General features: G+C 40.9%; 10 protein-coding genes. 3 read left to right on the top strand and 7 right to left on the bottom strand.

The window, feature by feature from the left end:
* Positions 1-395: 395 nt before the first annotated feature.
* Both AC3ISB_RS27955 and pepT read left to right on the top strand, forming a co-directional pair.
* Positions 396-1,859: an alpha-amylase gene (locus AC3ISB_RS27955; RefSeq protein ID WP_489275238.1), complete on the top strand. Its 1,464-nt coding sequence runs from the start codon at positions 396-398 to the stop codon at positions 1,857-1,859.
* A gap of 165 nt (positions 1,860-2,024) precedes the next feature.
* Positions 2,025-3,260: a peptidase T gene (gene pepT, locus AC3ISB_RS27960; RefSeq protein ID WP_377410191.1), complete on the top strand. Its 1,236-nt coding sequence runs from the start codon at positions 2,025-2,027 to the stop codon at positions 3,258-3,260.
* A 65-nt stretch (positions 3,261-3,325) separates the two neighbouring features.
* Here pepT and AC3ISB_RS27965 read toward each other — a convergent pair whose 3' ends face one another.
* Both AC3ISB_RS27965 and AC3ISB_RS27970 read right to left on the bottom strand, forming a co-directional pair.
* A complete protein-coding gene (locus AC3ISB_RS27965) occupies positions 3,326-5,395 on the bottom strand; it encodes a catalase (protein WP_489275240.1) in 2,070 nt (689 codons plus the stop codon).
* Between the two features lie 1,031 nt (positions 5,396-6,426).
* Positions 6,427-7,875: a DEAD/DEAH box helicase gene (locus AC3ISB_RS27970; protein WP_489275242.1), complete on the bottom strand. Its 1,449-nt coding sequence runs from the start codon at positions 7,873-7,875 to the stop codon at positions 6,427-6,429.
* Between the two features lie 296 nt (positions 7,876-8,171).
* Here AC3ISB_RS27970 and AC3ISB_RS27975 point away from each other — a divergent pair, with 296 nt between their 5' ends.
* Positions 8,172-8,504, top strand: coding sequence for a heme oxygenase (locus AC3ISB_RS27975; protein ID WP_063234288.1), 333 nt, complete (start codon positions 8,172-8,174; stop codon positions 8,502-8,504).
* A gap of 61 nt (positions 8,505-8,565) precedes the next feature.
* Here the strand turns inward: AC3ISB_RS27975 and rlmN are convergent, their stop codons facing one another.
* The 5 genes from rlmN to AC3ISB_RS28000 form a co-directional block, all read right to left on the bottom strand.
* The gene (gene rlmN / locus AC3ISB_RS27980) at positions 8,566-9,633 is read right to left on the bottom strand and encodes a dual-specificity RNA methyltransferase RlmN (RefSeq protein ID WP_144552674.1); all 1,068 of its coding nucleotides are present in this window, start codon (positions 9,631-9,633) and stop codon (positions 8,566-8,568) included.
* 81 nt (positions 9,634-9,714) lie between these two features.
* Positions 9,715-10,194 carry a 23S rRNA (pseudouridine(1915)-N(3))-methyltransferase RlmH gene (rlmH, locus tag AC3ISB_RS27985; RefSeq protein WP_098370309.1) on the bottom strand — a complete coding sequence of 160 codons (480 nt, stop codon included), beginning with the start codon at positions 10,192-10,194 and terminating at the stop codon, positions 9,715-9,717.
* A 389-nt stretch (positions 10,195-10,583) separates the two neighbouring features.
* Complete coding sequence (locus AC3ISB_RS27990; protein ID WP_065310847.1) at positions 10,584-10,745, bottom strand: CxxH/CxxC protein; 162 nt, start codon at positions 10,743-10,745, stop codon at positions 10,584-10,586.
* A gap of 176 nt (positions 10,746-10,921) precedes the next feature.
* Positions 10,922-12,133: a S1C family serine protease gene (locus AC3ISB_RS27995; RefSeq protein ID WP_098370310.1), complete on the bottom strand. Its 1,212-nt coding sequence runs from the start codon at positions 12,131-12,133 to the stop codon at positions 10,922-10,924.
* A 274-nt stretch (positions 12,134-12,407) separates the two neighbouring features.
* Entirely contained in the window at positions 12,408-13,202 is a 795-nt protein-coding gene (locus AC3ISB_RS28000; RefSeq protein ID WP_076368488.1) for an MBL fold metallo-hydrolase, read from the bottom strand.
* Positions 13,203-13,208 lie beyond the last annotated feature (6 nt).

The raw sequence follows: 13,208 nt of genomic DNA on the forward strand, positions 1-13,208 counted from the left end.
TTGCCGTGAGGAGGCTTGGCAGACAGTCGGCGGAAAGGAAGCGGATTTCTGAAAACACCTTGAAGTTTTTAAAGAAAACTGTAGGCAAACGTTTTTCTTCGAATTATCTATAGTCTGAGGTATCCCAAAATATTCGGGATACCTTTTTTATTGAATTGGCGCATGGTATTTTCCGGGTTATTCCTCCACGTTTGATTAATTTTTAACTGCTAATTAATATAAAATACCCTTATTTGGTATAAAATAGTAAAATAGAGAGGTAAATGAACCTCAATCAAGAGGGTTGTTCACTTGTTTATCAATTGAATTTAGGGGGTAAAGATTTCCATTATTACTTTATCCGATCGTACAGTTTCACTTTTGTTAAAAACGTGTCGGTGTCAGGGGGGAAACGGATGAAAAGAAATCATACGATGATGCAATTTTTTGAGTGGCATCTTGAGGCAGATGGTTCTCATTGGGAGAGATTGAAATTTGCAGCCTCCAAGTTGAAGGATATAGGAATTGACTGCGTTTGGCTTCCGCCAGTTACGAAAGGGCAATCCGTTGGGGATAATGGATATGGAATATACGACGGATACGATTTGGGGGAATTTGACCAAAAAGGAACAGTCCGTACCAAATACGGGACCAAAGATGAATTGCTGGAAGCAATAGCCACCTGTCATAACTACGGGCTTTGCGTTTATATCGATTTAGTCATGAACCATAAAGCCGGAGCCGATGGAACCGAAAAATTTGAAGTGATTGAAGTCAATCCAGAAAACCGTATGGAAGATATTTCAGAACCATTTGAAATGGAAGGCTGGACAAAATTCGATTTTCCAGGCCGTAAAAATAAATACTCTGATTTTAAGTGGAACTATACTCATTTTAATGGTACAGACTATGATGCCGAAAACGACAAAATGGGTGTATATCGAATCACAGGTGAAAACAAGCACTGGAATCAGCATGTCATCGATGAATTCGGAAACTATGATTATTTAATGTTTGCCAACATCGATTACAGCCTGCCGGAAGTTCGTCAGGAAATGATTAGCTGGGGGAAATGGATGGTTGATACGTTAAAGTGTGATGGTTTTCGTTTGGACGCCGTTAAACATATCGATTATGAATTCATCAATGAATTTCTCCAAGAACTCATTCCTTATACAAAGGAACATTTCTTCATGGTCGGCGAATTTTGGAAGGCGGATGTTAAAGCTTGTCAAACTTACTTAGAGCAAACCAAGCATGACCTCAACTTGTTCGATGTTTCCCTGCATTATAAATTTCATGAGGCCTCAAACGCAGGAACTGACTTCGACCTCTCAACCATCTTTGATGATACCCTCGTCCAAACCAATCCGGCACAGGCCGTCACTTTTGTCGACAACCATGACTCCCAGCCTCATGAATCACTGGAATCTTGGGTAAAGGACTGGTTCAAACCATCGGCATATGCACTTACCTTGCTTAGACTTTGCGGTTATCCATGTGTCTTTTACGGAGACTATTATGGAATTGGCGGGCCTTCTCCGGTGCCTGGAAAAAAGGACATTCTAGATCGCCTCTTATATGCTAGGTATGAAAAAGCTTATGGGGAACAGACGGACTACTTTGATGATCCAAATACGATAGGCTGGGTCCGGCACGGAGTTGAAGAGCTAGAAGGCTCGGGTTGCGCCGTCATCATCTCGAATGGAGATCACAACAGTGAAAAAAGGATGTTCGTCGGTGAACATCGTGCCGGTGAAATCTGGAGTGATTTAACTTGTCATAGAGATGACCACATCACCATTGAAGAAGATGGTTTCGCGACCTTTCCCGTTCATGGGAAAAGCGTATCGGTTTGGGCCTTGAATAATCCACTCTAAAAAGGCAAAGCAAAGAACGGCATGTCATTTGCGGATATGCTGTTCTTTGCTGATGACACCACCCTTGAAGATTTGGAAATAAGTCTGTATGTCACATAGGGAAAGATAATTTTTCCATTTCGATTAATCATGGTAAGATAAGGGACAAAAGGAGTTGAAGGAAAAGTGAAAAATGAAATCATTGAAAGATTCACTTCTTATGTGAAAGTGGATACCCAATCGAATGAGGAAAATCCATCATGCCCCTCTACACCCGGACAGTTGACCTTGGCAAATGCATTGGTCAAGGAACTTCAATCCATTGGGATGAAGGAAGTGACAATTGATCAGAACGGATATGTCATGGCAACATTGCCAGCCAATTCAAATAAGGATGTCCCGACAATCGGTTTCTTGGCCCATGTCGATACAGCAACAGATTTCACTGGAAAAGATGTAAAACCGCAAGTCATTGACAACTATGATGGCAAAGATCTTACTTTACATGAAAAATTGGATGTCATTCTTTCACCTGATGATTTTCCTTCGCTTAAGAACTATATAGGGCATACCTTGATTACAACGGATGGGACAACCCTGTTGGGAGCAGATAATAAGGCTGGAATTGCTGAAATCATGACTGCCATGGATTATTTGATCCAGCATCCGGAAATCAAGCATGGAAAAATCCGTGTTGCTTTTACTCCCGATGAGGAAATCGGCAGGGGACCCCATAAGTTTGATGTAGATGCTTTTGATGCCCAATTTGCCTACACCGTGGACGGTGGACCACTTGGAGAACTTGAATATGAGAGCTTCAATGCAGCATCGGCCAAAATCCTGATCAAAGGGACGAATATTCACCCTGGTACGGCTAAAGGAAAAATGGTCAACTCGGCCAAAATCGCCATGGAATTCCATAATAAACTCCCAGTGGCAGAAGCACCGGAATATACGGAAGATTACGAAGGATTTTATCATCTGATTTCATTTCACGGTGATGTGGAAGAGACCAAGCTTTCTTATATCATCAGGGATTTCGACCGCCAAAAATTCAATGAACGCAAGGAATATATAACAAAAGTAATCGAAGATTTAAAAGAAAAATATGGGCAAAACCGTATCCAGCTTGAATTACACGACCAATACTTCAACATGAAGGAAAAAATTGAGCCCGTGAAGGAAATCGTGGATATTGCCCACGAAGCAATGGAGAAACTCGATATAAAACCAAAAATTTCGCCAATACGCGGTGGTACGGACGGTTCTCAATTATCGTATATGGGCCTGCCAACACCCAACATCTTTACGGGCGGGGAGAACTTCCATGGCAAATATGAATTTATTTCCGTCGATAATATGATCCTGGCCACTAAGGTGATCGTTGGCATTGCATCGCTTTTTGAAGAAAAAGCAAAGTAGCTTGATACGAAATGTCTTTATTGAAAAACCCCCCGACTCCAAGTCTGGGGGTTTTTCATCCAATATTAAGCGCGACTCCAGTGACGGTGCTTGGCAATTGCCTCGATAAAGGCAGTACCACTATTATTATCCGTAACAGCTACAATGCCTGAGGCTGGGTCATTGGAAACGATGCCTGCCTTCGATAAGATCTCGGCTCCTTCTTTTCCTGCACCAATCGCTTTGAAATGATTGTAGGCTTCATCAACAAAGTAAATTGGTTCCTTGGATGCCTTTAGGGCATCGACACTCTCCTGGCCTCCTGCCACATATACAGCATCGAAAAGTACCGAATCGGCTGTCAGGAATGTCTGATTCACCTCAACCTGCTGTCCTTCAGAACTTGTAATCACTCCACGATTATTACTGATGATTTCAGCCGTTATCCCTGCCGATTTAAATGATTCCAAAACTTGATTAACCTCTGACCCGTTGAAACCATCTGCAGCCAATATTGCCACTTTCCTTGTTGCGGCCGTGTTCACTTTCATTTGCTCCTGGCTTAAAGCCGGAGAAGCCAAATCCATTTTGACCTTACTTTTGTTGGCTGGAGGATTCACGCCCACTCCAATAGCGATCGTTTTGGCCAGTTCGTCATCTACATTGCTGAACATCTCGACAATTTGCTGCTGAACGTCCTTACTTTTCACTTTTCCCACTTCAAAGTGGAAAGCCTGAATAATATGCTCCTTCTCCACTTCCGTCATGCTATTCCAAAATAATTTAGCCTGACTGTAATGATCCTTGAAGCTTTCACTGCGTTGTCGGACCTTCCTGCCATCGACTTTTTCCTGGTAATGTGCATAGCCGCCTTCCTCTTCCGAAGCAGGTTCGGGAGAGTTGCCTGCAAGCGAATTTTTGTGGTAGCTGACCTGCCCTGGATTTATTGACATTCGGTGCATGCCATCGCGTTGATTATTATGAACATGGGCAACCGTCCTATTAATCGGAAGCTCATGGAAATTCGGTCCTCCCAGTCGGGATAGCTGGGTATCTGTGTAGGAGAATAAACGTCCCTGGAGTAGCGGATCATTTGAAAAATCAATACCCGGTACGACATGCCCCGGATGGAATGCTATCTGTTCCGTCTCTGCAAAAAAGTTATCCGTATTTTGATTCAATACCATTTTTCCGATTATTTTCACCGGAATCTGTTCTTCCGGCCATAGTTTAGTAGGATCAAGGATATCAAAGTCGAATTTGAATTCATCTGCCTCCTTAATCATTTGCACGCCAAATTCAAATTCAGGATAATTTCCGGTATCTATCGCTTCCCACAGATCTTGGCGGTGAAAGTCAGGATTCTTCCCTGCAATTTTCTGTGCCTCATCCCAGACAAGGGATTTAACTCCAAGTACAGGCTTCCAATGGAATTTAACGAAATGGGCCACGCCTTGTTCATTTACAAAACGGAATGTGTGGACACCAAACCCTTCCATCATCCGGAAACTCCTCGGTATGGCCCTATCAGAAAGATGCCACATGACCATATGAGCCGTTTCTTCATTGTTGGCGACGAAGTCCCAAAAAGTATCATGGGCAGACGCAGCCTGAGGTATTTCGTTATGAGGCTCCGGTTTAACCGCATGAATTAAATCCGGGAACTTAATGGCATCCTGGATAAAAAATACTGGAATATTATTTCCGACCAAATCATAGTTTCCTTCCTCGGTATAAAACTTTGTAGAAAATCCCCTTACATCACGGACCGAGTCTGCCGATCCGCGTGAACCTGCCACCGTGGAGTAACGAACGAATACTGGTGTCTTGACTGAAGGGTCTTGAAGAAACTTGGCTTTTGTAAATTCGGCCATCGGTTCATATACCTGAAAATATCCATGAGCACCAGATCCACGGGCATGGACAATCCGCTCAGGAATACGCTCATGGTCAAAATGAGTCATTTTTTCCCGGAAATGAAAGTCCTCCATCAAAGTTGGACCACGTGTTCCCGCTTTCAAAGAATGCTCATCCTCAGAAATACGCAAACCTTGGTTAGTCGTCATCTTTTTCCCATTATCGTCCACTCGATATTGATCCAACTGCCGCCGCTTACTTTGCTCATCGATTCTTCCGTTTTCATTTGCTTTTGTCATCCCACTCATTCCCCTCCATGTCTAAGAATTCAGATTAGATCGTGTTGTATGTATTTATTTGATTCGAAATAATTGCGTTATCCTTCCTCATATACCACTCTATTTTGACGAATAAACAGAATTCAGAAAAAGAAACTTCACATTCTCAAAACAAAAAATCATTCCAGTGAGGACGTATTATTTCAGGTGGAGGTCGAATTATCAGTGTGGAAGTCAAATTATTCATGGATGAGTCGAAATATTTTGGGGTATGTCGAATTATTTCTAAGTGTGTAGAATTATCCTGGCGTAGTTTGGATTATTTCCGAGTGAGTTATTAAAACATATAAAAAAGTAAGTCTATCTAAGAGTTTTCCTATTATCATATAAACTGAATACTTAATATTAATAATTTTTCTTCATATTTTTGCTGTAAATATAAGTTCAGGACCATTTGTTTGTTCAAATGGGTTAACATAGTTATAATTCAGCAGAATATTTTGGAAAACCTTTTGAGAATGAGGCTTTTTTAGATTTTGGATTGGTAAAAAAATGAATGGATTGATATAACAAAATGAAGTATTTAAGATATTTATTATATTTAATTATTACGAGTGTAGCGTTCTATTATGTATCCATGTCCATAACTCAGGATAAAAGTTTGGTAGGAATAATAATAGGTTTTATAATAATGTTTGTAATTGTTTTCCCAATGATGTATTTAGAATTTATAAAATTTCAAAAAAAATAAAAGAAGCTTTTTTAGCAATAAAAAAGTGGTGGAGGTTTATTCTCAAAACTTCCACCACTTTTTTCTACAGGAACGTTGTTTTCCACTCTAGGCACTCGCTTTCCGCGGGCGGTCCGCTCTCGGCGCCATTGCGCCTTCGGGGTCTCTCCCCTGGAATCGCTTTTCCCGCAGGAGTCTCGCACCTTACGTTCCAATTAACTTTGTTTTAAAATTAGATAGAACCCCTTTTGTCTACAAACAGAACCAATTTTAATTGGTTAACCATGTTTAGATAAGCTTCCGCTTCTTTCCATTCAACACCTTACTTCTTAAAAGCCTCTGAAACCTTCAAAAGTTTGCCTTTTACTTTCGTATTTTTCATCACTTTCAAGACAAGCGGTCCCTTTTCATTCAATATTTCCACATAAGAAACATTATCCTGAATCGTAATGATCCCGATGTCCTCTGCATTCACTCCATCAATCTTTGCGATGGTTCCGACAAAATCCACAGCCCTGAGTTTCTTTTTCTTGCCGCCATTAAAATACAGCTTCATGATTTGTTTATTCAATTGTTCACTTTTATCTTTTTTGATTTTTGGACGAGCTTCCAGTTTCGCTTCGAATTCCACTTTTTTATTGGAGACTTCCTCTTTTGAAGGAACAGTCATCTTAGGGATTTCAAAACCGATATATCCTTGAATCTCAGTAAGGAATTTGTCTTCGTACGGCGTCACAAATGTAATGGCTTTTCCTTTTTTACCGGCACGGCCCGTTCTTCCAGTTCGATGTACGTAACTTTCCTTTTCCATTGGCAGGTCATAGTTAATCACATGGGTTATATTGTCGATGTCAATTCCGCGTGCAGCAACATCTGTCGCAACCAAATAGCGGAATTCACCTCTTCTGAATTCATTCATCACTGCAAGGCGATCTTCCTGAAGCATGCCGCCGTGTATCATATCACACGGATATTCCAGTTCCAGCAGCTGTTCACATACTTGGTCTACCCTATCTTTCGTCCGGCAGAAAATGATGCAGCTATCGGGGTTTTCCGTGATGGTGACGTCTCTAAGCAGGGAAAACTTGTCGTCTTCCTTCACTTCTATAAGAGCATGTTCAATCTTCTCCGTCGTTACACCCTTTGCTTTGATTTCAATATCCAAAGGATCTTTCATATATTGCTTGCATAGCTTTTTTATACTCTCAGGTAACGTAGCAGAGAACAGCATGGTTACTCTATCTTTCGGAAGCTCTTTAATAATGGCTTCCACTTGTTCGATGAAGCCCATATTCAGCATTTCATCGGCTTCATCAATAACCAAATGGGTTAAGCGTTCCAAGGCGAATGTCCCTTTCTCGATATGATCCAGGACACGCCCCGGGGTTCCGACGACTACATGGCTTTTTTGTTTCAATTCCGCTTTTTGCAGTGCGAATGGATGCTTTCCATAAACCGCAGTAGCCTTTATCCTTTTAAATCTGCCTATATTCGTAATATCCTCTTTTACTTGTACAGCCAGCTCACGTGTCGGTGTTAAAATAAGCGCCTGAGGCTTATTCTCTTCCCAATCGACCATTTCGCAGATCGGTATGCCAAATGAAGCGGTCTTTCCACTTCCCGTTTGGGATTTAACGACAAGATCCCTCTTTTCCAGCGCCACTGGTATCACCTCACGCTGTACTTCTGTTGGAAGCTGATATCCCAAGCTTTCTAATGCCCTTACAATTTCATCGCTTAATGTATAATCAGTAAAACTCAATTCATTCATATGACAGCCTCTTTTGTTGTTTAGTATGTTGCTTTATTGTTTCCATAATCGTAATTTCCTTATACAAGGTTCTATTATACGCGATATGCATCGATAAACCTTGTAATAACCAAATTCAATTGCCTTATTTCAATATAATGAAACATCCGTCTTCACTAAAACAATGGTCATCTGGATATCATGATCTGAGTTAATCAAAATGGACCCTGCTTCTTTCAATATGCTAAAATATGTATGATATAAAAGCTTAAATAGAGTGTAGTTTCTAAACCGATGTCCAAAAGGAGTGCTGATTTATGATAATCGTAACGAATAGAATCAGAGTCAAAAAAGGGATGGGTGCAGTCATGGCCCCAGGATTTACTGCGCCAGGTCCACTTGATACTACGGAAGGCTTCGTAAAAGTAGAAGTATTATTAACGCAGAATTTGTCGGACCACGATGAACTGAGCGTAAATATGTACTGGGAAAACCTTGATAACTTTACTGCTTGGAGAAATAGCGATGCATTCAAAGCTGCACATAAACGGCCTGAACCAGGTTCCGGTGAAGCAAAAAAAGAATCTCCAATTCTAGGCAGCGAGCTTACAACGTATGAAGTCGCCTCGGTAAAGGAAATAGCTAAATAATAAAATCATGCCAAAGAGGCCGCGAAATATGCGGCCTCTTTTTGTTGTTTTCTCTTAGTGATTACTGGGCTTCGGCTTTCTTGATTTGCTTGCTTCTAAGCTGGCCGCAAGCTGCATCAATATCCGTTCCATGTTCTTGGCGGATTTTACAATTTACGCCTCTCTTTTTCAGCGTATCATAAAACGAGAGAACGGACTCTTTTTCACTTCTTTGGTATTGACTATGCTCATCTACAGGATTGTATGGAATCAGGTTGACATAGAGCCGATGTTTTTTGTCCTCAAGAAGATTGGCGAGTTGTTCGGCTTCTTCTTGGTGGTCATTGACATCTTTCAATAGGATATATTCAATCGTAATTCTCCTATTCGTTTTCTCTAAATAATAATCAAGAGATTTCATCAATTTTTCTATCGGAATAGCTCGGTTTATTTTCATGATCCGTGTCCTGAGTTCATTATTCGGTGCATGCAATGAGATGGCCAGATTCACCTGTAATTGGGTATCAGTGAAATCATAAATCTTATTGGCAAGACCGCTCGTCGAAACAGTAATACGCCTAGCAGCGATAGCAAGACCCTTATGGTCCATGAGTACCTTCAAAAAGTCTATCATATTTTCAAAGTTATCAAACGGCTCACCAATACCCATTACAACAACATGGCTAACAACATCCCCTTGTTCCAATTTATCCAGATGCAGTTGAACGTTCATGATTTGTTCCACTATTTCGCCGCTGGATAAATCGCGGCTTTTGGCCAATAATCCACTGGCACAGAAACTGCAGCCAATATTGCAGCCCACTTGGGTGGTGACACAAACCGAAATTCCGTATTTATGCCTCATCATGACGGTTTCGATAAGGTTTCCATCCTGTAATTTAAACAAGAATTTGATCGTGCCATCCGCTGACTCTTGCTTAACGTGCTCAGTCAAAGTCTGGATGACAAAGTGCTCTTCAAGTAATTTTATGCACTCTTTATTAACATCCGTCATTTCAGAGAAATTCGTCACACGTGTTCTATAAAGCCACTCCCAGACTTGGGAAGCTCTGAATTTTTTATGGCCACGGTCCGAAAGCCATGATGTCAATTGTTCGAATGTTAAACCATAAATGGACTCTTTATTCATTCGTTACCCTCTTTTCATTACATTAAGATTTAATATTTTAACCCATTAACCTTACGGGGAATTCCCCCGGAATTAATTCCATCATTTATGATATGGTTCATTTCTATTTATCCGAAAAGCCCGATATATTTGCTCCACTAGAACCAATTTCATTAATTGATGCGGAAAGGTCATTTTCGAGAAGGAAAGGGCATAATCACTTCTTGATAACACCTCAGTGCCAAGCCCAAGCGACCCGCCAATAATAAAGGCAATTTTGCTCTTTCCATAGGTAGCGAGCTGATCCAAATGAGTGGCCAGCTGCTCTGAAGTAAGCTGTTTTCCATTGATTTCAAGCGTTATTACGTAGGTGTCCGGGCTGACTTTCGCCAGGATTCGTTCACCCTCCTTTTGCTTTACAATGTCCATGTCCGCTGCACTCAGGTTCTCCGGAGCTTTTTCATCCGGTACTTCGACAAGTTCTATATTAGCATAGGCGCTTAACCTTTTTGTATATTCAGCAATTCCTTGCTTTAAGTATTTTTCCTTTAGCTTGCCAACAGTAATAATCGTTATTTTCATATATATCCTCTAGCTTTCATTATGTTTTTACTATCAATTGTTGGATTTGCCTACCTATTATCATACCTTACAGTGGCCTATAAGCAAAACAAGCATATCCTTTCCAATTTTTAATGCTTTTAAAATAAAAACCGCTGCCCCTGAAAGCGGCAACGGTAACTTTCATTATTTTTTAATGTGTATTGAAGAAATTGGGCTGGACTTAGTTCAGATCCGATAAAGAATTATGTTGCTTATTCGTACAACCAAAAGCTTGAATCTAAACCATTCCACCCGCCGCTTCATTCTTCGGAAAATGTTAAGAACAGGTTAAGAACATGTTACGAACATGTTATCCACAATAGTTATCCACATATCCACAAAATCTATCCACATCTTGTATGCGAATATTAGTTCCCTACTAGATATATTGCCACGTTTCGACAATATTCACAGGTTGTTGATAACTGATTTTCTTCGGGAACCAGCGTTAAAACAGGATAGGTTTCACATTCGTATACCACTTCATCCAGCGCCATATCCACGTGTTCCTGACAGCAATATAATTTCATCCTTCATATCTCCTTTCCCACTCATTATTCCCAGTACTTCTATTCCCAATTATCCACAAGTTACTTGAGATCTTTAATTTAAGTATATATCCACAGGTAATCGTAACAAAAAATAAGAAAATCGCAAGGAAATAGAAAGGACAGGAGGCATTTTTTCCCCCTGTCCTTTTGTGCTTTTAAATTTCGCTGCTTGAAAGTTTGACTTCCGTAGTTTCTTTCTTTCCGTCACGGTAATAAATGATTTTAACTTTATCACCGATTTTCTTTTCGTTGTAAAGGTATTTTCGTAATTCCACAACGTCATGAATTTTTTCATTATCCATTCCAACAATGACGTCAAATTCCTTCAATCCTGCTTTGGATGCTGGAGAGTTGCTTTGAACGCCTGTTATTGCAACGCCAAATGTAACTTTTCTTGGTAACTTTAATGTATTTTGTTGATGGTATTGGGAAATCTCTTCTACAGATGCCAAATTCACACCCAAGAAGGCACGTTTCACTTCACCAAATTCCTCTATATCATTAATAATCGGTATAACTGAATCGATCGGAATGGAAAGACCGATTCCTTCCACTGCATTTTCCGCAATCTTCATCGAATTTATTCCGATGACCTGCCCTGACATATTAACGAGTGCCCCCCCGCTGTTACCTGGGTTAATCGCCGCATCGGTCTGGATGACCTCCGCATTCCAATCCACTTGTCCGTCCTCATTGATATCCACCTCTATTGTACGCTCCAATCCGGAGATGATCCCTTGTGTGATCGATCCAGAGAATTGGAGGCCTAATGGATTACCAATGGCAATTACGGGCTCACCAGGTTTCAATTTGCCGGATTTTCCGAATTCAGCAATGGTTTTGATTTTATCGCCATTCACGACAATGACAGCTAAATCTGTCCATGGGTCACTACCTTGTAGTTCAGCTGGCAATTTAGTGCCATCACTTAATGTCACTTCCAATTCATTAGCGCCTTCAATGACGTGATTATTTGTGACGATATAGGCTTTGCCCCCATCTTTTTTGTAGACGACTCCAGAACCAGTGCCGGCTTCTGCCGAACTGTCCTCGGCGTTGGTCCCTTGACTCCAGAAGTTCGTTTCCTGAATGTTAGTGATCCCGACCACTGCGTCGCTGGCCTTATCAACAGCATTGGTGACAGCACTTGTTACATCAAGAGTAAGGTTTTGCTGGGACTGCTCCGCGGGCTCATTCTCTGTTGATTTCCCCGTTGTAATTTCGTTATCATCGTTATTTAACAGCCCACTTCCCGGTAAAATAAGTAAGGCCCCGATGATGACGCCCCCCAAGCCGGCTAGAAAATAGCCCGTATAGCCTCTTTTCCGTTTATTTTGGTTCTCATCATTCTGATCATAATAACCCAAGACCGCCCCATCCTCTCATTTTAGGAATAAATTATAGCAATTCTATTGTTTGGTATCCTCCCTCAATTATACTCAATTACCGAATTTTTTCTAAAAAAATGAATGCTTTTATTTAAGGGGAAACGTAAAATTGACTAGTATACAGCCATTTTCCTTTTACCTATACAGTTCTAACCAAACGGTACCCCTTTTAATCCGATTCGTAACTTACGAACTGAAATTTTTAAAAATAAAAAAGGAATGAACAAGGATATCCCTCATCCATTCCTTTTATTTATAACGTAACAAGTTCCGTTGGTCTTTTCGGGTCTGTATCATATAAGGAAAATTGTTCGCCAACGATGATCCCCTTTGTCTTTAACGTCTGTTCCACCGACATTCTTGCTAGATCCTTCATATTGTTATCAAGGCTTAAGTGGGCCAAGTAAATCCGCTTGGTCTTATCACCGGCCACTTCACTCATTGCAAGGGCAGCGTCTTCATTACAAACATGTCCGACATCGCTTAAAATCCGGCGCTTGATGCTCCATGGATATTTTCCCATCCTCAGCATGGACACATCATGGTTACTTTCAAATACGTAAGCATCGGCATTCGAGATGATTCCCTTCATCCGATCACTTACGTACCCTGTATCGGTTATGACCACAAGTTTCTTATCCTCATGATGAAAGACGTAAAACATCGGCTCTGCCGCATCATGTGAAACGCCAAAAGATTCTATATCAAGACTGCCGAACGTTTTGACCTGTTCCATTTCAAATGTGAATTTTTGTTCGGTTGCAATTTCACCGATTGATCGATCCATGGCATTCCATGTTTTTGCATTCGCATATATCGGGAGTTTATGTTTTCTGGCAACCACGCCAAGACCTTTAATATGGTCGCTGTGTTCATGGGTAACAAGGATACCGGATAGCTTCGACATATCACGGCCTATATCCTGAAACAATGCTTCCAGGGCTTTACCGCTTAAGCCGGCATCGACAAGGAATGATTGATCCTCCGTTTCCACGAAAAAGGCATTTCCTGTACTCCCGCTTGCGAGAACACTAAAATGCATTGTCATCTTTAC

The organism is Peribacillus sp. GL_122, from assembly GCF_057835005.1.